Below are 19,305 nucleotides of genomic sequence, written 5' to 3'. Positions count from 1 at the left end.
GAAATATTGGGCTGCCGTTCAGGAGCGCCGCAAGGGCCAAAAACTGCGCGCCACCTTGTCCAACTTGAGCGACACGGAGCTGATGGATATCGGCACCACGCGCGGCGAGATCGACTACGTCGCCTCGCACCAAGGTATTGACCCTCGAGGCATCCGATCCGGTGAATGGCTGCGATATCTGCCAACCGGGACGGCCAGATTGGGCCTACCGACTTCCGATAGGAGTCACGTGCGCCGTATTGCTGCGCCTGAAGTCCTTTCTGATCTTCCTCAGACACCACATTGGAACTGGTCGCGGTAAGGTCCAGAAGGGGCCATTTCCGGATGTAAGCACCGCAACAACAAAGAGACGAAGCCTCTTGCTTTAACGAAACTGCGCAACGGATCCCACTGGTGGACCAGACCATCGATCTTGGATCATGCGCGGGGTTCACTAGACGGTGAACGAGGTATCACGTCATGCTGCCCGGAATGAAACAGCGGACACGAGGATGTCCATCGATGTAGTGCTTCCAGACCATGGTCCGTCCGGCAAGATTTGGTTGCTTGATGACAGCGCCGTCTGGCACGAGCACCCATTCGTCGTCGATGCGAACGCGATATTGTCCGTGATCGGACTTCCAGTTCGGTTCGGAGACCACGTAGGCGTCGGAGTCCTCACAGCACTTCCCGAATTCGCTTTGCAGACTCTCGAACCAGGGCTTCAACGGGGAATTCGCATAGCGGCCGTCATCTCGCGCAAATGTCGCGGTCGACACCAGCAGCATGAGGCAAATTTGAGCTGCCAAGCGCTTCATCGCTCTGATCGCCAGCATTTCGTCACCTCGGCCATCTCGGAAAATCAGTTTCGATTCAGCGCAGCTGGCGTAATGGGCAAGGAGCGCAGGAATACGAAGCGGGAGGTCACTGGTATTTCCGCGTCGGCGCGACCATCCTGGCCGATGAGAATGAGACCAGCTCCCCCATTTGCGACGGTCAGGATGACCTCTTCACCAGTCCACGTCCGGATCGGGTTCATCCCGATGACGAGAAACTCACCTACGGGCTGGTCCAGATATTGAAGCCTGAGCTGCGGAGCGATTTCGGCCGGTGCAAGCTCGAAGCCCAGTTGCTGCGCGAGTTCGTAGATTTGCCGCAATGGCACCGTCTCACCTCTGAAGCCCAGATCGGCCGCGGTCACTGTCAGAAGTGTTACCGCCCTTCTGGTACCGCTGAGCGTAAACGCAGGTCGGGCAAGAGCCTCCGCAGCCGAGTTACCGACGCCGCAACCAATCGCACTCAGCGCGGTCAGGAGAGAAAACGTATCCGGGAACGTCCCGATACTGATTGTTTTCCATTCGGCAACATCCGAAACGGACGTTACTGGACCCATGCGTGTCGGGGCAACGGGCGCCGCCTTGAGCACTAACTGCCTCTGCAACACATCGCGCGCCGAGCACTGAGCGTGAGCGCGGTTCGCAGAGGCGAGAGCGCATACGACGCAGATCAAGAGCCTCGCTGCAGTGGCAGCCCAAGTCAGTGCAGCCGTCCGCTTCATGGCATCCTCCCTCGTGACGCGAAATTCGCAAGCAGTTCATACTGTTGCCGCGCACGAGGATGCGCCAAGGTCATGAGAAGCGCTTTACAGGCGCCTTCCATTCTTCTTACCGTCTGCTTACATATCAGCTCCGCTGGGGTGCGATCGTACCGCAGGAGGATGCAATTGCTTTACTCCTTTTCGGATTTCACGCTGGATACGGAGCGACGCGAGCTGCGGCAAGGAGCCGAGATAATCTCTGTCGCGCCACAGGTATTCGATCTTCTGAACTATTTGATCCGGAACAGGGAACGCGTTGTCAGTAAGGACGAGCTCATCGCCGGCGTTTGGAATGGTCGCATCGTCTCGGATGCCGCTCTGACGACGCGCATCAATGGTGCGAGGTGTGCAATCGGCGACACTGGCGAGAAACAGGACCTCATCAAGACGCTCCCGCGCAAAGGTTTCCGTTTCGTGGGTGCAGTGCAGGAAGCCGGGAGCTCCGCAATAGAGACGGTTGGCTCAGTCGAGCGAACCGGCGACACGCCGCCGCGCCTATCCATCGTCGTGCTACCCTTCACGAACCTTAGCGCTGATCGTGAGCAGGACTATTTCGTGGATGGTGTAACCGAGAGTTTGACCACAGACTTGTCGCGCATCGCCGCTTCATTTGTAATCGCACGGAACAGCGCCGTCTCATACAAGGGTAGAGCAGTCGATGTACGGCAAGTCGGCCGCGAATTGAACGTTCGTTACGTGCTCGAAGGTTCAGTGCAACGCAGCGGCAAGCGGCTTCGCATGAACGTGCAGTTGATTGATGCTATCAGCGGCCAGCATCTTTGGGCCGAGCGCTTCGAGAAGGCTGTCGTTGACCTGTTCGACATGCAGGACGAAATCGTATCCAGGCTTGCCAATACGTTGGGTAGCCGGCTCATCGAGGCTGAGGCGCAACGAGCCGAACGTACGCTGAGTCCCGATGCAATGGACTTATACTTCCAGGGCCGGGCCTGGCTGATGACGGGGTTTAGCCTTGAATGCTTAACGCGAGCGCGGAGCTTCTTCGAACGCTCTCTAGCGTGCGACCCCGGCAACGTCGAAGCAATGATTGGCCTGGCAAATGTTGATACGGCAGTTGGAGCCAGCTTTACGACGGATGATGGGCCTGCGCGGTTTGAAGTGGCCGAGGCGATGGTGAATAAGGCATTGTCGATCAGGCCGAACCACACTTCAGCCCACTTGGCTCAGGGTCGGGTCCAGATCTTTACGAACCGGGCCGCCCAAGCCATCCGTGAATTCGAGCATGCGTTGGCGCTGGATTCGAACAGGGCCAACGCTCATGCTGCCCTTGGTTTTGCCAAATTCTATATGGGGCGCGCTGCCGAGACCGAAGGCCACATATTCGAGGCTTTACGTCTCTCCCCTCGCGACGTTGAGGCCTACCAATGGGCGTGTTTTGTAGGCGTGGCCAAGCTACAGCTGGGTTCGGACGTCGAAGCGGTCAGTTGGCTACGACGAAGCACTGAGGCGAACCGCAACTTTCCTCTCGCTCATTTGGCGCTCGCCGCTGCGTTAGGCCTGACCGGCGCCCTCGATGAGGCGCGAACTGCTGCAAGAACGGGACTTGCGCTCAACTCAGGTTTCACCATCCGTCGCTTCCGCACTGCTCAACCAAGCGACAATCCGACTTTTCTTGCTGGGCTGGAGCGCGCGTGTGAAGGCTTCCGCCTCGCTGGCGTGCCGGAAGGGTGATGGACGTTTCCGGTCAAAAACCGACTTTAGCGCGTTCCTGCGCTACGTCGGCTTCGGGTCATGAACGACAAAAAGTGAGCATAATAGGTCCGCTTTCGGGTGCATAGCGACCAGTTGAGCCTGCCAGCCGAGCCATGATTCAAGCCATCCATCGGAAGGGGTCGAATCATGCGCTACGAACTCACGGACTATGAGTGGTTTGCCATTAAGCCGATGCTGCCGAATAAGTCGCGCGGCGTGCCACGAGTGAATGACCGTCGTGTCCTCAATGGCATCTTCTGGGTCTTGCGATCCGGGGCACCGTGGCGCGACCTGCCGGAAAGCTTCGGTCCGTACACGACCTGCTACAATCGGTTCGTTCGCTGGCGACGGGCGCGCGCGTGGTCCAAGCTCATTGAGCGTACTGGCTGGTGCCCATGATGCTGCCGTGCAGCGATCTGGGGCTTTGCCGCGCTTGCTTCGGACCTTGCCGGCAGCCTTCCAAGCCTAATCGGCATCGGCGCAATGGCTGCATTCATGTTTTGGGCGGGCCGCCGGTCCTTCGCAACGGCACGCGCAGCTTGAATTCTACGACGGGCGAAGTGAGTGGCGGTCGGCCCGTTGGCCTCGTGGACGCCGCACGCAGCCCATCGGGCTCCTCCCAGCGAGTCCTTCGAATTGCGGTTCGCGCTCCCTCGTAGACTATAGGGAGACCGCTGAAACCAAGAAGCCCTCGCTAGTTTGGAGGGCTTTCAACTCTATCACTTCCGCGCGCCGCTCTTCTTTGTGGACTGGCCACCTGGAGTGCTGGTGCCTGAACTGTCGGTCGTGCTGGAAGACGTGCCCGTCGTCATCCCACCCTTCGATTTAGCCGTTTTCTTGGTGGTATCGCTTGTTCCGGCCACTCCGGCCTGCGCGCCCTGCTGGCTCTGACTCGGTTGCGCCAGTGCTGCGGTTCCCATCATCGAGGCGATCATCGTACTCACTAAGAGCTTCTTTATCATTGATCTATCTCCCGTCCTGATCGCGAACAACAAGCCGGCGCGCTCCGCGTTCCTCCGGCGCGGCGGTTCTAGGCCCGAACCGATTCCTCATCGCGGATGGGGCCCATTTTGAGAGTTCATCTAACTCGCATCGCATCAATTTAAGTCAACTGGCTGCGTTGGTCGCAAAGAAGCGTTTTCTGTTCCTGAAGACCGTCTTGACCGGATTTAGCTGCCCTTAATGTCTGGCGCTTCAACCTGCCACAAACGGGAGCACGAGCATGCGTCTGTTGGTATTCGGTTTGATCGCCGTCGGCATCGCCGGTTTTGCTGCCTACGACCAGTACGACAAGAAGGCGAATTTTCAACGCGTCGATGCGCGCGTCAGCGCCGTGACCGATCAGTGCTACCTGGAGAAGGTCGAGCGCGGCATTCTCTCCAAGACGACGTCGACCTCCGATCTGCTTCGCTGTGACCAGGCCGAAATCCTGACGCGCGAACACCCGAAATGGCAGGGCTACGAAATCAAGCACAAGATCGAGGTCAAGTTCGCCTATGTGTCTCCGGTCGACGGGACCACGCATTTTTCGAGCCTGAGGATGTCCGGCTTCCCCAACGGTCAGCCTTTGAGCATGGGGGACGTCCTTCCGGTTCTGGCATCGAAGACCAAGGCGGACAAGACACGCCAAGCCTGATTGGCCGGGCCGGCGCGCGGACCATCGCAGGCACCGACGCCTAACAAAAATCTGCAAAGCCGTGTCGGATCGGCAGCCTCCCCGTCGTCCTCGTGACATGAATGGGCCATAGACGCCAAACTCGGGCCCATTAATTCACTGAGGATAACAATCATGCCCAGCACTGTCCGTCTGCACCGCGTCTTGGCCACCAGCCCGGAGAAAGTCTATCGCGCCTTCCTGGAGGCCGACGCGATGGCGAAATGGCTTCCGCCGAACGGCTTCACCTGTACCGTGCATCATTTCGAGCCCAAGGTCGGGGGCACGTTCAAGATGTCGTTCCGGAATTTCACGACGGGCAACAGCCATTCGTTTGGCGGCGAATATATCGAGCTCGTCCCGGGCGAACGCCTCCGCTACACCGACAGGTTCGACGATCCTAACCTGCCGGGTGAGATCCAGGTCACCGTGATCCTGAAGAAGGTCTCGGTCGGCACCGAAGTCGACATCACGCAGGCCGGCATCCCCGACGTCATCCCGCCGGAGGCCTGTTATCTCGGCTGGCAGGAATCGCTGCGCAACCTGGCACGGCTCGTCGAGCCCGAGATCAACCAATAGCCGGTCCGCGTTTGACGCAGCGGGGCGATCTGTTCGACCAAATCCGCAGATTTCCCCGCATCGTCATTGCGAGCCAACGGGTCCGCGCGAAAGCGCGGCCCGACGACAGGCTCCGCGAAGCAATCCAGAATCGTTCTGCCGAGGGACTCTGGATTGCTTCGCTGCGCTCGCAATGACGTAGAATGAACTCTCCGAGAGAACAACTCAGATCGAGTCTGCAGATATCTACGGAGCCCAATTGAGCTGCGGCTGCCTGCGAGGCAGATCCGATCGATTGCGAATTACGCGCCCGCCCTCGATTCAAGGCCGCCGCCGGCGGTCCATCTGTCGGGGTTGGGGCTGTGTCCGATCAGCGCGAGACCATACGCGATCGACTCGAACTGGTCGCCCGACATCAGCCGTTCGTTACCGAAACGCTCGGCGAACAGCTTTCGGACAGCCGGCACGAAGGACGTGCCGCCGGTCAAAAATACCTTCTCCACCTCGCGCCCGGTAATGCCTGCCTCGCCCAGCACCTTGTCGACGGTGGCCCCTAACCGGGCGATATCGTCGGCAATCCAAGATTCGAAATTTTTCCGTGTGATGGCCGCGCCGATGTCGACCCCGCCGCCTCCAAAACGGAAGTCCACCTCGTCCTGCGCCGACAGCGCCACCTTGGCGTCGGACACCGCGCGGTACAGCGAAAAGCCGAGGTCGAGATCGACGATGATGATGAAATCCTCGAGCAGAGCCGGCTTCAGCGCGGTGCGCGCAAGCTCGCGCAGCTCGCGCAAATCGCCGTTGCTCTTCATCATCGCGAGCTGGTGCCAGCGAGCGAGGTTGGTGTAGTGGCCGCTGGGGACCGGCAGCACCTTGTCGAACGAGCGGAAGCTGGAACCTTTGCCGAGCCGCGGCGAGACGACATGGTCGACAATGCGATAGTCGAACGTGTCGCCCGCAATGCCGATGCCGGCGTGTCCCAGCGGCTCGGCGCGAAGGCTGCCGCCTTTGCGCGAGAAACGCATCACGGAAAAGTCGCTGGTGCCGCCGCCGAAATCCGCAACCAGCACGGTGGCATCCCGCTCCAGCCGGCGGGCGAAGGAGAACGCCGCGCCCACGGGCTCATAGACGTAGCGCGCGTGGCCGGCACCTAAGCGCTCGAACGCGGCGCGATAGCGCTGCATCGCCAGCGCCTCGTCGGGATTGCCGCCGGCAAAGCGGACGGGGCGGCCGACCGTGATGTTTGCGGCCTCGAAGCCGAACCGGTCCCCGCCGTGGCGCGCCAGCGTCCGCAGGAACGCCGCCAAAATATCCTCGAACTTGTAACGCTGGCGGAACACCTGGGTGGTGTTGAAGCTGGAGCTCGCCGCAAACGTCTTGAACGACTGGAGGAAGCGATAGACGTGGCGCCCTTCGAGAAACTGCTCGATCGCCCATGGACCGCCCTCGGCCTGGGCGCCGGCTCCCGGCCGATCCTCCCAGAAGCACAGCGCCGATACGTAGACGCTGTGGCGCTGTCCGCCATGGTCGAAGCGGATGGCCTCGACCCGGCGGTCGTCCGCCGCGAGCGCGACGACCGTATTGCTGGTTCCAAAATCGATGCCGATCGAGACGGCGGGCGAGGCGCTCGACATGAACCACTCTGACGGATGATTGGATAAGGGGGCGGACCTCTAACGGCTTTGCATGGCCGTGCCAAGACCCACCGTTGCAGTGCGGCCGGAACTTGGCGTCCCATCGCTGCAAGATCACGCGCGATCCGGGATGATTTAGCCAGCTTTTCGCACCTTCGGCACTGGAACGACCCATCTGCTCCGCCGCACCAGCAATTTTATTTCCGAAACGGCTCCGTTAATTCAGCATTTATGTTGCAATGCGAAAGGTTGCGTACTGCTATGCAACCAAGACCATAGACAGTGGTATTTGGTATACATAGATTGCCCTCAAATGAGACAGCAAGGCTGACTGTTCTCAAGAAAGGGATTTCCGATGTCCAAGACTGCTTCCGTTGCTCTGGCTCCCTCCTCCTCGCTGTTCGCCCGCCTGATGGCCGCAATCGACAGCCTCCTGATGGCGAGCGCCAAGATTTCGAATCACAACGGCGACCTGCCCCGTTTCGGCCTGTAAGAAGGCCCTGCCCGCCTGCCGAACGGCGGGATGGCAGACTTCGCAGACCCTACGTTTGATCAAATGGCCTCGCATGTCGGGGCCATTTTTTCGTTTTGCGCGCGCCCTGGCTCGCGACCACAACTGCGACGATTGGTCCGCCGGTGGGACCCGCCGATCAGATTGTTTGTCTACTGGCATCTCGCATACCATCGCCCGAACGATTGAGTAATCAAAGGCCTAAGAGGGGAAACAGTCACCGCAGGGCGGGGCGGCCGAGGGGCACACCTGCCGCGAGCGTTGGCGGAGCCTTAGCCGAAAGGAGCGGATGCCGCGCGTTGTCCCTACTCATAGAGTTTCTACCGGACTGCCATGGGAGATCGACCGCAAGGGTGACCCCAGGCATCTGAATCGAGATGGGCTGACGCAAGCCGACAAAGATCGGCTGCGTTGAGGATTCGACAGGGAGAGAAACAAGATGAGGCCATTCGTTCTGAATGTCGCTTTGGCGGCAATCGCGATGTCGTGCGCCAACAGCACCGCAAGCCGTGCTGCCTGGGAGCCAGTCCGTCCGGTCGAATTCATCGTGCCCGCGGGCACCGGCGGCGGCGCCGATCAGATGGCACGCACCATCCAGGGCATCGTCACCAAGCACAGTCTGATGAAGCAGCCGCTCGTCGTCATCAACAAGGCCGGCGGCGCGGGTGGCGAGGGCTTCCTCGATGTGAAGACGTCGTCGGGCAATCCGCACAAGATCATCATCACGCTGTCGAACCTGTTCACGACGCCGCTGGCAACGGGGATTCCGTTCAACTGGAAGGATTTGACCCCGGTGGCGATGTTGGCGCTCGACGAATTCGTGCTGTGGGTGAATGCCGAGAAACCGTACAACACCGTCAAGGACTACGTCGACGCCGTGAAGAAAGCCCCGAGCGGCTCATTCAAGATGGGCGGCACCGGCTCCAAGCAGGAAGACCAGATCATCACCGTCGGCATCGAGAAGGCAATCGACGCAAAATTCACCTACATCCCCTACAAGGGCGGCGGCGAAGTCGCCGTTCAGCTCGTCGGCAATCACGTCGATTCGACGGTCAACAATCCGATCGAGGCGGTCGCGCAATGGCGCGGCGGCAAGCTCCGTCCGCTCTGCGTCTTCGACGCTCAGCCGATGGCCTATGACGAGCCGATCGCCGACGGCAAGGCCTGGAAGGATATTCCGACCTGCAAGTCGCAGGGCCTGGCGATGGAATATCTCATGCTGCGCGGCATCTTCATGTCGCCCAAGGCCACGAAGGATCAGATCGAATACTACGTCGAGCTGTTCAAGAAGGTCCGCGCCACGCCGGAATGGCAGGATTTCATGAAGAGCGGCGCCTTCAACACGACGTTCCTGACCGGAGCCGAATACGCGAAGTGGGTCGAGGCCGAGGAGAAGCGCCACGAAGGCTTGATGAAGGAAGCCGGCTTCCTCGCATCGGGGAACTGACCCGCGACATCGACGGCTGAGGACGCTGGGTCGTCCTCCATCTGCCGCGACCGCGCAAGACTGCGTCCGCCTGGAGGTCCCATGACTGAACGATCCGGATCCGAATCCGGCCCCGCACACAAGACGCTGGAAATCGGCATGGCGCTGTTGATCGGCGTCTTCGGGCTGGTCGTGATCTTCGGCAGCCTGAAGGCCGGCATCAACTGGGGCGCGGAGGGCCCGCGTGCCGGCTTCTTCCCCTTCTATGTCGGCGCCGCCATCGTCGGCGCAAGCGCCATCAATCTCTGGAGCGCGCAGCGCCACGACGACGGCCGGCTGTTTGCAGAATGGGGACAGCTTCGCCAGGTCATGAGCGTCGTCGTGCCCACGGCGATCTATGTCGGCTCGATGCCGTTCATCGGCCTCTACGTCGCCTCGATGATCTTCATCGCCTGGTTCATGCGCTGGCTCGGCGGTTATCGCTGGCTCACGACCATCGCGGTGGCGATCGGCATGCCGGTCGTGACCTATCTCGTTTTCGAGCGCTGGTTCCTGGTCCCGCTTCCCAAGGGCCCGCTCGAGGAATGGCTTGGTTTGTAAGAGCTGCGCCGTCACGCAATCATTGCTGCAGGACGTATCGATATGGAAGAGTTGGCCAACCTGTTTCACGGCTTCGCGGTCGCCCTGCAGCCCTACAATATGATGCTGATGATCATCGGCATCACGCTCGGAGTCATCATCGGCGTGCTGCCGGGGCTCGGCGGCGCCAATGGCGTTGCGATCCTCCTTCCCCTGACCTTCAGCATGCCGCCGACGTCGGCGATCATCATGCTGTCCTGTATCTATTGGGGCGCATTGTTCGGCGGCGCCATCACCTCGATCCTGTTCAACATACCCGGCGAGCCCTGGTCGGTGGCGACCACCTTCGACGGTTATCCGATGGCGCAACAGGGCAAACCCGGTGAGGCCCTGACCGCCGCCTTCACCTCCTCCTTCGTGGGCGCGCTGTTTGCGGTCATCATGATCACGCTGGTCGCGCCCCTCGTCGCGGGCTTCGCGCTGCGATTCGGTCCGGCGGAGAAGTTCGCGGTGTACTTCCTCGCCTTCTGCAGCTTCGTTGGCCTCAGCAAGGAGCCGCCGTTCAAGACCATCGCGGCGATGATGATGGGCTTTGCGCTCGCGGCGGTCGGCCTCGATTCGATCACGGGCCAGTTGCGGCTGACCTTCGGCGTCACCGAACTGCTCAACGGATTCGACTTCCTGATCGCCGTGATCGGCCTGTTCGGTATCGGCGAGATCCTGCTGACCATGGAGGAAGGACTGGCTTTCCGAGGCGGCAACGCCACCATCAATCTTCGGGTCGTGCTTCAGACCTGGCGGGAATTACCCGCCTATTGGATGACCTCGCTGCGCTCCTGCCTGATCGGGTGCTGGATGGGCGTCACGCCCGCCGGCGCAACGCCGGCCTCCTTCATGAGCTACGGCATCGCCAAGCGCCTGGCGCGACGCGGCAACAATTTCGGCAAGGGCGAGATCGAGGGCGTGATCGCGCCCGAGACGGCCGCCCATGCCGCGGGCACCTCGGCGCTGCTGCCGATGCTCTCGCTCGGCGTGCCGGGCTCCCCGACCGCCGCCGTCCTGCTCGGCGGATTGTTGATCTGGGGCCTGCAGCCCGGCCCCATGCTGTTCGTCGAGCAGAAGGAATTCGTCTGGGGCCTGATCGCCTCGATGTATCTCGGCAATCTCGCCGGCCTCATCGTCGTGCTCACCTGCGTGCCGATCTTCGCCGCGATCCTCCGCGTGCCCTTCGGCATCATCGCGCCGCTCATCCTGGTGCTCTGCGCGATCGGCGCCTATTCGGTGCACAACAGCACCTTCGACGTGATGCTGATGCTGGTGTTCGGCGTGCTGGGCTACCTCCTGAAGAAGTGCAACTACCCGCTCGCACCGCTGGTGCTCGCCATCGTGCTCGGCGACAAGGCAGAGGAAGCCTTCCGCCAATCGCTGTTGGGATCGCAAGGATCGCTCGGCGTGTTCTTCTCCAACGGCCTCGTCAGCACCATCATGGCGCTCGGTCTGGTCGCCCTGTTCTGGTCCGCGATCCAGGAAGGCTACAGCCGGCTGCGGACGTCGATGGTGTGACGCGCGATCTCCGCGCGCGGCCGTGCGAAGCCCTCCAGACCTTCTGGGATAAGCAATTCCACCATTTGCAGTCACCGACCCACCGGACGGCGCTGTGTGCGAACAGCGCACAAGTGGTCGTGTGCCGAGGGCACGGGCTTTTTCACAGCGTGCTTGCGGCTCGCCGCGTTGCAGAAATCGGCCGTTGAATCAATGGTTTGAATGGCACAACCGCTAGGCCCCCCGGCACGCCGGCAGCAATTCAGCCTTTACAATCCCGCAGCCAAGGCGCATGTGAGCAAGCCCGCGATATTTCGCCGCACCCTCAGTCCCTAGCTTGAATCTTGGCATAATGAATACCAGGATGCGAGCCAGCGCATGCATAAAAAATGATCGGCGCGTTCGGGAGGGTTTTAATGACGGACATGGTGCAGTCAGCAGCGGCCCCTAGTGTCACACGTGTAAGCGATGCTTTTCGCTGGGCGCAATTGGCCATCGGCGTAGGCGCGATGGTGATGATCGCCAACTATCAATACGGCTGGACGTTCTTCGTCCCCGACATCCAGAAGACGTTCGGCTGGGATCGCGCCTCGATCCAATGGGCGTTCACCCTCTTCGTTTTGTTCGAGACCTGGCTCGTGCCGGTCGAGGGATGGTTCGTCGACAAATACGGTCCGCGCATCGTCGTGCTGGTCGGCGGCGTGCTCTGTGCCATCGGCTGGGCAATCAACGCGCAGGCCACCACGCTCAACGGCTACTATCTCGGCATGATCATCGCGGGCATCGGCGCCGGCGGCGTCTACGGCACCTGCGTCGGCAACGCGCTGAAGTGGTTTCCGGACAAGCGTGGTCTTGCTGCGGGTATCACGGCCGCAGGCTTCGGTGCAGGCTCTGCGCTGACCGTCGCGCCGATCCAGGCCATGATCAAGGACAGTGGATTTCAGACCACCTTCCTCTATTTCGGCCTCGGGCAAGGCATCATCATCTGCATCCTCGCCTTCTTCCTGCTGGCGCCGAAAGCGGGCCAGGTGCCGAACGTGGTGGCGAACGCCAATCTGCTCCAGACCCGCCGCAACTATCAACCGACCGAGGTGCTGCGTCAGCCGCTGTTCTGGCTGATGTACTTCATGTTCGTGATCGTCGGCGCTGGCGGGTTGATGGTGACGGCGAACCTGAAGCCGATCGCAGCCGACTGGAAGGTCGACAACGTGCCGGTCACGCTGATGGCGGTGACGATGACGGCGGTGACGTTCGCGGCGACGATCGACCGCGTGCTCAACGGCCTGACGCGTCCGTTCTTCGGCTGGATCTCCGACATGATCGGCCGCGAGAACACGATGTTCATCGCCTTCGGCATGGAAGGGTTCGGCATCTGGATGCTCTACCTCTGGGGCCACGATCCGATCTGGTTCGTGCTGCTCTCGGGCTTCGTGTTCTTCGCCTGGGGTGAGATCTACTCGCTGTTCCCCTCGACCTGCACCGACACGTTCGGCGCCAAGTTCGCGACCACCAATGCCGGCCTGCTCTACACCGCGAAGGGCACCGCCGCGCTGCTGGTGCCGATCGCCAACTACATGCAGCAATCGTCGGGCACCTGGGACAGCGTGTTCATCATTGCGGCCGGCGCCAACATTCTGGCTTCATTGCTGGCAATCGCGGTGCTGAAACCCTGGCGCAAGGTCGTGGTCGCGAAATCGACCGTCTGACCCGCTCCGCTACAATTCACTCAGCAGGACGCCCGGCCTCACGGCCGGGCGTTTTCGTTTGGTGCGAAGGCCCCCGCGATGCCCCCCAGAAATCACGATGGAACCTCGCGCATTCTTCAATGTGGCGCCAAGTTAGGGCTTGCAATCTGGAATATCGTATACCAATGTTCGGCCCGCGCCTGCGACGATAAGCCACAATATTTGCGACATCAGGTCATCTTGCGATCCTGCGTCGCAGCCAATCAGGCGCCTTGGGAGGTTCTTGATGATTTCCAGCCCGGATGGCGCCGTCACGGCCGCGCCACTTCGCACCGGTTTCCGTTGGCTCCAGCTCGTGATGGGCATCGTCTGCATGGCGATGATCGCCAATCTGCAATACGGCTGGACGTTGTTCGTCGATCCGATCGATGCGGCCCACCATTGGGGGCGCGCCGCGATCCAGCTCGCGTTCACCATCTTCGTCGTCACCGAGACCTGGCTGGTGCCAGTCGAAGCCTGGTTCGTCGACAAATACGGTCCACGCATTGTCGTCATGTTCGGCGGCGCGATGATCGCGCTCTCGTGGATCCTCAACTCCTACGCCGATAGCCTTACCCTGCTCTATGCCGCCGCGATCATCGGCGGCATGGGCGCGGGCGCGGTGTACGGCACCTGTGTCGGCAACGCACTGAAATGGTTTCCCGACCGCCGCGGGCTCGCAGCCGGCGCGACCGCCGCCGGCTTCGGCGCCGGCGCCGCGCTTACCGTCGTGCCAATCGCGAGCATGATCGTCTCGAGCGGTTATCAGCACGCCTTCCTCACCTTCGGCATCGGCCAGGGTCTGATCGTGTTCGTGCTCGCCTTCTTCATCCAACCGCCGCGGATCTCGATTCCGCCAAAGAAGAAGCAGCTCAATCTGCCGCAGACCAAGATCGACTTCACCCCGCCGCAGGTGCTGCGGACCCCTGTTTTCTGGGTGATGTATCTCGTCTTCGTGATGGTCGCCTCCGGCGGCCTGATGACCGCGGCGCAGATCGCCCCGATCGCGCACGACTTCAAGATCGCCGACACGCCGGTCACGCTCGCCGGCTTCCAGATGGCGGCCTTGACTTTCGCGATTTCGCTCGACCGCATCTTCGACGGTTTCGGACGTCCCTTCTTCGGCTGGGTCTCCGATACGATCGGCCGTGAGCCCACCATGTTCATCGCCTTCGGCACCGCTGCTTTGATGCTGCTGGCGCTGTCGGCCTATGGCCATGTGCCCGTCGTGTTCGTGCTCGCCACCGCGGTCTATTTCGGCGTGTTCGGCGAGATCTACTCGCTGTTCCCTGCGACCTGCGGCGACACCTTCGGCGCGAAATTCGCGACCACCAACAACGGCATGCTGTACACCGCCAAGGGCACGGCATCCCTGCTCGTCCCGCTCGCGAGCGTGATCTCGACTGCCTATGGCTGGAAGGCCGTGTTCGTGGTGGCAGTGGCGCTGAATGCGACGGCGGCGCTGATGGCGCTGTTCGTGATCAAGCCGCTGCGTCGCTCCTTCATCCTCGGCAAGGAAGCCGAGAGCATTGAGGCCGCGACCGGCAATGCCAAGACCGAGACGGCATAAGCCACCATACGGCTTAGAGGCTGGAAAAGGGCGCAGCGATGCGCCCCTTTCTTTTTGGCGCCCTACAAACGTCAGCACTACTGCCGCAAGATTTTTCGGATCAGCCAAATCCAGCGCTTGACGATTGGCATTATGTATACCACACTTCACCTGGTCATTCACCCAGGGAGGTTGCAATGCTGGTCGGAGACATTCTGCGCAAGAAGACGCCGCGCGTTGTCACGGTGCGAATGAACGAAACGGTGGGTATCGCCGCCAAGCTGATGCGCGCCAACAATATCAGCGCACTGGTTGTGAAGGACGTGGTCCGCTCGGAAGGCAATACTGCGGTCGGCATGTTCACTGAGCGCGACGTGGTGCGCGCAGTCGCCGATCACGGCGCCAATGCTATCAACGTCAAGGTCTCGCAGCTGGTCTCGGTGCAGCAGCTCGTGTCCTGCACCTCCTCGGACACGATCGAGCACGTCCGCCATTTGATGAACCGGAATCACATCCGCCATCTGCCCGTCATCGACGACTACAGCCTCGTCTCGGTCATCAGCATGCGCGACATCGCCGCTGCCGTGGACGAGGCCACCAACTCTACGCCGCAAGCAGCCTAGAGCCCTCCACACACCCCCTGCGACTGCCGGCCCCGGCTCGGACCCTTCCGAGCCGGACCGGATCTTTCGTGCCAAATTCCGGCTTTCTGCTCCTCGCGAGGACTTCATGAAAATCTGCATCTACGGCGCCGGCGCGATCGGCGGTTATCTCGGGGTTCAGCTCGCGCGCGCGGGCGCCGACGTCAGCCTGGTCGCACGCGGCGCACACCTTGCCGCGATGCGCGAGCGCGGCCTGACGCTGCTCGCGGGCGAGGAGCAGCACACCGTGCATCCGCGCTGCACCGACGATCCCGCCGAGCTCGGCGTGCAGGACTACATCATCATCACGCTGAAGGCGCATTCGATCACCGGTGTGATCGAAAAGATGCAGCCGCTGCTCGGGCCTCACACCCGCATCGTCACCGCCGTCAACGGCATCCCTTACTGGTATTTCTACAAGCACGGCGGCCAATACGAGAACTCGACGCTAGAGAGCATCGATCCCGGCGGCCGGCAGTGGCGCGAGATCGGCGCCGAGCGCGCCATCGGCTGCATCGTCTATCCCGCCACCGAGATCGAGGCGCCCGGCGTGATCCGCCACATCTACGGCAACAATTTCCCGCTCGGCGAGCCCTCCGGCGAGATCACGCCGGACGTGCAGCGCCTCTCCGATCTCTTCGTCGCGGCCGGGCTGAAGGCGCCGGTGCTCGACCGCATCCGCGACGAGATCTGGCTCAAACTGTGGGGCAATGTCTGCTTCAATCCGATCAGCGCCCTGACCCATGCAACGCTCGACGTGATCTGCACCGATCCGGCGACGCGTGCATTGTCGCGCGCGATCATGGTGGAGACGCAAGCCATCGCCGAGACGTTCGGCGTCACGTTCCGCGTCGACGTCGAGCGCCGCATCGAGGGCGCCCGCAAGGTCGGCGCGCACAAGACCTCGATGCTCCAGGATCTGGAGCGCGGCCGCCCGATGGAGATCGACCCGCTCGTCACCGTGGTGCAGGAGATGGGCCGCCTCACCGGGGTTGCCACGCCCGTGCTCGATTCGGTGCTGGCGATGGTGACCCAGCGCGCGCGCATCGCCGGCCTCTATGACGGCGTCTCGGCACCATCAGATCCGCGCGCACTGGCGGTGGCGTGATGGTGGGCGAGATGAAACGCTGGCTGCGCTTCCGCCATGGCGGCACGACCGGCTTCGGCACGCTGACGCCATCAGGCATCAGCGTGCATGAGGGCGAGATGTTCGGCCGCAACGCCAGCACCGGCAAGATGCTGGCGCTGTCGGATGTGGAGCTGCTCGCGCCCTGCGCGCCCAGCAAGATCGTCGCGCTCTGGAATAATTTCCATGCGCTCGCGGCCAAGCTCAACCAGCCCGAGCCGCCGGAGCCGCTGTATCTCCTGAAAGCCACCACCAGCATCACGACGCCTGGCGCCGTGATCCGCCGCCCGTCTTACTACGACGGCAAGACCACCTATGAGGGCGAGCTCGGCATCGTGATCGGCAGGATATGCGCCCGCGTCTCCCCTGGCGAAGCGGACAGCTTCATCTTCGGCTACACCTGCGTCAACGACATCACCGCCAACGACATCCTGACCAGCGATTCCACTTTCCCGCAATGGGCTCGCGCCAAGGGCATCGACGATTACGGCCCGTTCGGGCCCGTCATCGCCACCGGCCTTGATCCGGCCAAGCTCACGGTCCGCACTATCCTCAACGGCGCGGAGCGGCAGAACTATCCGATCTCCGACATGATCTTCAGCGCTCAGCAACTGGTGAGCAGGATCTCCCACGACATGACCCTGCTGCCCGGCGACCTCATTGCCGTCGGCACTTCGGTCGGCGTCGGCGTGATGAAGGAGCCGGTGAACACCGTGACTGTCGCGATCGACGGCATCGGCGAGCTAACGAACGAGTTTCGGCTGTAGCTGCCGGCGCGGCGCCGCAGCCCGGATGAGCGCAGCGACAGCCCAATCCTCGGCCGTCACACACCCCGAAAACATCCGTACACATCACATCTGCGTACGCCCGACATATGCCGTCAACATGTCCCGCGCGTGCCGCAACTTGGACGCATTCGGCCGCCCTTCTGTGAGGCGTGTCTGGGGGCACGGCGCCGCCGTGTTTGGACTAACCTTCTAGGGGTATGACTGTGAAGAAGATTGTATTTGCTCTCGGTGCCACGCTTGCTCTGGTCACGGCTGCGAACGCTGCGGATCTGCCGCGCCGCCAGCCCGTGCCGGCCTATCCGGCTGAGCAGGCTCCGATCGGCAAGATGCCGATCGGCAAGAGCCCGGTTGGAAAGGCCCCGATCGGCAAGGCGCCCGGCCCGGTCGCAGCGCGCTACTGACACGCAACACGAAGCTGCGTAAGCGGGCGAGAGTCGAGGGGCACAGCGTGACGTACAAATCTGGTCGATCGGGATCCTGCATCCTCGCGGGCTTCGCGCTCGCGGCCATGATCGCATGCACGATGCCCTCGGCCTCGGCCCATGAAGCGAACAAGCGCGTTGCCGATGCGAACGCGCTTGCTACGACCGACACCACATCGCGACCGGCCCCGCAAGCGACGCGGCGTCCCGTCGCGCGTGCGGAGAAAGGTCCGTACTACGTCGACTTCCGGGCGAGAACCGCCGCGAGCTGGGGCCACGCCTTCGTCTGGTACGGCAAGACCAGCGAACGCGCGGTCGAGGTCGCGGGCCTCACACCCGCCGGCGACACGCTTGCTTACGTGCTCGGCCACATCACCTTTGTGCCCTCCGAGACCGGCGCCAGCTACGGCGATCTCGATCCGGAATATCTGACCGCGAGCTATCGCGTGTACCTGAACGAGGCTGACGCCAAGCGCGTATTCGCCTACATCAAGAAATTGCAGGCGAGTTCGCCCGTGTGGAACGCCGAGACCACTAACTGCACCGGCTTCATCGGCGACATCGCCGAGTTCATGGGATTGCAAGTCCCCAACCGCTGGCAGCGCCCGGAAAACTTCGTCAACCGCCTCAAAGAAATGAACGGCGGCCGCCAGATGGTGCGGCTGTCGGCGGACTAGCTCTTCGCCCCGTCCGGCAGCGGCGACCCAATTATCCGCCCTACGGAATCCCCTCACCTGTCGCATGATCGCCCCGCCTGCACCGCACGGCGCGACAATAGACATTTCCCGGTCCGGGCGGCATCCTCCCCTCCATCAAGCGAGACCAGAGCGCCACACCGACGGGGGAAACATCATGTTGCAGACACGGTTCACTAAGCTCGTCGGCGTCGAGCACCCGATCGTCCAGGGCGGCATGCAATGGGTCGGGCGCGCCGAGCTCGTTGCCGCGGTCGCCAACGCCGGCGCGCTCGGCTTCATCACGGCGCTGACCCAACCAACGCCGGAAGACTTGACCAAGGAGATCGCGCGTTGCCGCGACCTCACCGACAAGCCCTTTGGCGTCAACCTCACCATCCTGCCCGCGATCAAGCCGCCGCCTTATGCCGAATACCGTGCCGCCATCATCGACAGCGGCATCAAGGTGGTCGAGACCGCCGGCAACAAGCCGCAGGAGCATGTCGACGAATTCAAGAAGCACCGCGTCAAGGTCGTGCACAAATGCACCAGCGTCCGTCACGCGCTCTCGGCCGAACGCATGGGCGTCGATGCCCTCTCGATCGACGGCTTCGAATGCGCCGGCCACCCGGGCGAGGACGACACTCCCGGCCTGATCCTGATTCCGGCCGCCGCGAACAAGATCAAGATTCCGATGATCGCCTCCGGCGGCTTTGCCGATGCGCGCGGCCTCGTTGCCGCGCTGGCGTTAGGCGCCGACGGCATCAACATGGGCACCCGCTTCATGGCCACCAAGGAGAGCCCGATCCACCAGCTCATCAAGGAGAAGATCGTCGCCAATGACGAGCGCGAGACCGAGCTGATCTTCCGCACCATGCGCAACACCTCGCGCGTGGCCAAGAACGCGATCTCGACCAAGGTCGTCGCCATGGAAAAGGAAGGTGCCAAGTTCGAGGACATCCGCGAACTCGTCGCCGGTGCCCGCGGCAAGATGGTCTACGCGACGGGTAATTCCGACGAGGGCATCTGGTCGGCCGGCCAGGTGCAGGGCCTGATCCATGACATCCCGAGCTGCGCCGAGCTGGTCTCCCGCATCGTGCGGGAGGCGGAAGCCATCATCCGCAGCCGGCTGGGGGGCATGATCGTTCAGCGGCAACACGAAGCGGCGGAATAATCACTGTAAGAAGCGAG

At 62.1% G+C, this 19,305-nt stretch carries 19 protein-coding genes and 1 pseudogene; 16 read left to right on the top strand and 4 right to left on the bottom strand.

The annotated features are described in order from the left end of the window. Positions 1-452 precede the first annotated feature (452 nt). On the bottom strand, positions 453-815 hold the full coding sequence (locus IVB01_RS08395; RefSeq protein WP_247278266.1) for a hypothetical protein: 363 nt from the start codon (positions 813-815) through the stop codon (positions 453-455). 26 nt (positions 816-841) lie between these two features. After that, positions 842-1,537, bottom strand: a complete 696-nt coding sequence (locus IVB01_RS08390) for a hypothetical protein (RefSeq protein ID WP_247278267.1) — start codon at positions 1,535-1,537, stop codon at positions 842-844. A 159-nt stretch (positions 1,538-1,696) separates the two neighbouring features. Here IVB01_RS08390 and IVB01_RS08385 point away from each other — a divergent pair, with 159 nt between their 5' ends. Further along, positions 1,697-3,265 (top strand): winged helix-turn-helix domain-containing protein, encoded by a 1,569-nt coding sequence (locus IVB01_RS08385; protein ID WP_247278268.1) that lies wholly within the window; start codon positions 1,697-1,699, stop codon positions 3,263-3,265. 168 nt (positions 3,266-3,433) lie between these two features. After that, positions 3,434-3,664, top strand: a pseudogene (locus IVB01_RS08380) (transposase); the annotation flags it as partial. A 341-nt stretch (positions 3,665-4,005) separates the two neighbouring features. On the opposite strand, the gene IVB01_RS08375 reads toward IVB01_RS08380, so the two are convergent. After that, a complete protein-coding gene (locus tag IVB01_RS08375; protein WP_247275826.1) occupies positions 4,006-4,248 on the bottom strand; it encodes a hypothetical protein in 243 nt (80 codons plus the stop codon). A gap of 260 nt (positions 4,249-4,508) precedes the next feature. On the opposite strand from IVB01_RS08375, the gene IVB01_RS08370 reads away from it, so the two are divergent. Beyond that, positions 4,509-4,922, top strand: coding sequence for a hypothetical protein (locus IVB01_RS08370; protein WP_247275827.1), 414 nt, complete (start codon positions 4,509-4,511; stop codon positions 4,920-4,922). A 153-nt stretch (positions 4,923-5,075) separates the two neighbouring features. After that, positions 5,076-5,519: an SRPBCC family protein gene (locus IVB01_RS08365; RefSeq protein WP_247275828.1), complete on the top strand. Its 444-nt coding sequence runs from the start codon at positions 5,076-5,078 to the stop codon at positions 5,517-5,519. A gap of 281 nt (positions 5,520-5,800) precedes the next feature. On the opposite strand, the gene IVB01_RS08360 is transcribed toward IVB01_RS08365, so the two are convergent. Beyond that, positions 5,801-7,132: an Hsp70 family protein gene (locus IVB01_RS08360; protein ID WP_247275829.1), complete on the bottom strand. Its 1,332-nt coding sequence runs from the start codon at positions 7,130-7,132 to the stop codon at positions 5,801-5,803. Positions 7,133-7,487: 355 nt separating this feature from the next. Between IVB01_RS08360 and IVB01_RS08355 the strand changes: the two genes are divergently transcribed. The 12 genes from IVB01_RS08355 (at position 7,488) to IVB01_RS08300 (ending at position 19,288) form a co-directional block, all read left to right on the top strand. After that, complete coding sequence (locus IVB01_RS08355; RefSeq protein ID WP_247275830.1) at positions 7,488-7,625, top strand: hypothetical protein; 138 nt, start codon at positions 7,488-7,490, stop codon at positions 7,623-7,625. A gap of 499 nt (positions 7,626-8,124) precedes the next feature. Continuing rightward, positions 8,125-9,090: a tripartite tricarboxylate transporter substrate-binding protein gene (locus tag IVB01_RS08350; RefSeq protein WP_247275888.1), complete on the top strand. Its 966-nt coding sequence runs from the start codon at positions 8,125-8,127 to the stop codon at positions 9,088-9,090. 81 nt (positions 9,091-9,171) lie between these two features. Continuing rightward, on the top strand, positions 9,172-9,669 hold the full coding sequence (locus IVB01_RS08345; protein WP_247275831.1) for a tripartite tricarboxylate transporter TctB family protein: 498 nt from the start codon (positions 9,172-9,174) through the stop codon (positions 9,667-9,669). 42 nt (positions 9,670-9,711) lie between these two features. Beyond that, positions 9,712-11,211 (top strand): tripartite tricarboxylate transporter permease, encoded by a 1,500-nt coding sequence (locus IVB01_RS08340; RefSeq protein ID WP_247275832.1) that lies wholly within the window; start codon positions 9,712-9,714, stop codon positions 11,209-11,211. A gap of 395 nt (positions 11,212-11,606) precedes the next feature. Further along, complete coding sequence (gene oxlT / locus IVB01_RS08335) at positions 11,607-12,896, top strand: oxalate/formate MFS antiporter (RefSeq protein WP_247275833.1); 1,290 nt, start codon at positions 11,607-11,609, stop codon at positions 12,894-12,896. 265 nt (positions 12,897-13,161) lie between these two features. After that, positions 13,162-14,484 (top strand): oxalate/formate MFS antiporter, encoded by a 1,323-nt coding sequence (gene oxlT / locus IVB01_RS08330; RefSeq protein ID WP_247275834.1) that lies wholly within the window; start codon positions 13,162-13,164, stop codon positions 14,482-14,484. A gap of 176 nt (positions 14,485-14,660) precedes the next feature. After that, positions 14,661-15,086 carry a CBS domain-containing protein gene (locus tag IVB01_RS08325; RefSeq protein WP_247275835.1) on the top strand — a complete coding sequence of 142 codons (426 nt, stop codon included), beginning with the start codon at positions 14,661-14,663 and terminating at the stop codon, positions 15,084-15,086. Between the two features lie 106 nt (positions 15,087-15,192). Continuing rightward, entirely contained in the window at positions 15,193-16,212 is a 1,020-nt protein-coding gene (locus IVB01_RS08320; RefSeq protein WP_247275836.1) for a 2-dehydropantoate 2-reductase, read from the top strand. 11 nt (positions 16,213-16,223) lie between these two features. Continuing rightward, complete coding sequence (locus IVB01_RS08315) at positions 16,224-16,997, top strand: fumarylacetoacetate hydrolase family protein (RefSeq protein ID WP_247275837.1); 774 nt, start codon at positions 16,224-16,226, stop codon at positions 16,995-16,997. 218 nt (positions 16,998-17,215) lie between these two features. Further along, on the top strand, positions 17,216-17,419 hold the full coding sequence (locus IVB01_RS08310) for a hypothetical protein (RefSeq protein WP_124161485.1): 204 nt from the start codon (positions 17,216-17,218) through the stop codon (positions 17,417-17,419). Between the two features lie 47 nt (positions 17,420-17,466). Beyond that, positions 17,467-18,117 carry a hypothetical protein gene (locus tag IVB01_RS08305; protein ID WP_247275838.1) on the top strand — a complete coding sequence of 217 codons (651 nt, stop codon included), beginning with the start codon at positions 17,467-17,469 and terminating at the stop codon, positions 18,115-18,117. A 175-nt stretch (positions 18,118-18,292) separates the two neighbouring features. Continuing rightward, a complete protein-coding gene (locus IVB01_RS08300) occupies positions 18,293-19,288 on the top strand; it encodes a nitronate monooxygenase family protein (RefSeq protein ID WP_247494411.1) in 996 nt (331 codons plus the stop codon). Positions 19,289-19,305 lie beyond the last annotated feature (17 nt).

This window comes from Bradyrhizobium sp. 164 (genome assembly GCF_023073715.1).
Classification (GTDB): Bacteria; Pseudomonadota; Alphaproteobacteria; order Rhizobiales; family Xanthobacteraceae; genus Bradyrhizobium.
Note: the sequence above shows the minus strand (reverse complement) of the source record. Positions and strands in the feature narration are given on the sequence as shown.

Bases quoted from the DNA above. Each gene is read 5' to 3' on its own strand.
- IVB01_RS08395 (WP_247278266.1), bottom strand. From the start codon at position 815: ATGCTGGCGATCAGAGCGATGAAGCGCTTGGCAGCTCAAATTTGCCTC.
- IVB01_RS08390 (WP_247278267.1), bottom strand. From the start codon at position 1,537: ATGAAGCGGACGGCTGCACTGACTTGGGCTGCCACTGCAGCGAGGCTC.
- IVB01_RS08385 (WP_247278268.1), top strand. From the start codon at position 1,697: ATGCAATTGCTTTACTCCTTTTCGGATTTCACGCTGGATACGGAGCGA.
- IVB01_RS08375 (WP_247275826.1), bottom strand. From the start codon at position 4,248: ATGATAAAGAAGCTCTTAGTGAGTACGATGATCGCCTCGATGATGGGA.
- IVB01_RS08370 (WP_247275827.1), top strand. From the start codon at position 4,509: ATGCGTCTGTTGGTATTCGGTTTGATCGCCGTCGGCATCGCCGGTTTT.
- IVB01_RS08365 (WP_247275828.1), top strand. From the start codon at position 5,076: ATGCCCAGCACTGTCCGTCTGCACCGCGTCTTGGCCACCAGCCCGGAG.
- IVB01_RS08360 (WP_247275829.1), bottom strand. From the start codon at position 7,132: ATGTCGAGCGCCTCGCCCGCCGTCTCGATCGGCATCGATTTTGGAACC.
- IVB01_RS08355 (WP_247275830.1), top strand. From the start codon at position 7,488: ATGTCCAAGACTGCTTCCGTTGCTCTGGCTCCCTCCTCCTCGCTGTTC.
- IVB01_RS08350 (WP_247275888.1), top strand. From the start codon at position 8,125: ATGTCGTGCGCCAACAGCACCGCAAGCCGTGCTGCCTGGGAGCCAGTC.
- IVB01_RS08345 (WP_247275831.1), top strand. From the start codon at position 9,172: ATGACTGAACGATCCGGATCCGAATCCGGCCCCGCACACAAGACGCTG.
- IVB01_RS08340 (WP_247275832.1), top strand. From the start codon at position 9,712: ATGGAAGAGTTGGCCAACCTGTTTCACGGCTTCGCGGTCGCCCTGCAG.
- oxlT (WP_247275833.1), top strand. From the start codon at position 11,607: ATGACGGACATGGTGCAGTCAGCAGCGGCCCCTAGTGTCACACGTGTA.
- oxlT (WP_247275834.1), top strand. From the start codon at position 13,162: ATGATTTCCAGCCCGGATGGCGCCGTCACGGCCGCGCCACTTCGCACC.
- IVB01_RS08325 (WP_247275835.1), top strand. From the start codon at position 14,661: ATGCTGGTCGGAGACATTCTGCGCAAGAAGACGCCGCGCGTTGTCACG.
- IVB01_RS08320 (WP_247275836.1), top strand. From the start codon at position 15,193: ATGAAAATCTGCATCTACGGCGCCGGCGCGATCGGCGGTTATCTCGGG.
- IVB01_RS08315 (WP_247275837.1), top strand. From the start codon at position 16,224: ATGAAACGCTGGCTGCGCTTCCGCCATGGCGGCACGACCGGCTTCGGC.
- IVB01_RS08310 (WP_124161485.1), top strand. From the start codon at position 17,216: ATGACTGTGAAGAAGATTGTATTTGCTCTCGGTGCCACGCTTGCTCTG.
- IVB01_RS08300 (WP_247494411.1), top strand. From the start codon at position 18,293: ATGTTGCAGACACGGTTCACTAAGCTCGTCGGCGTCGAGCACCCGATC.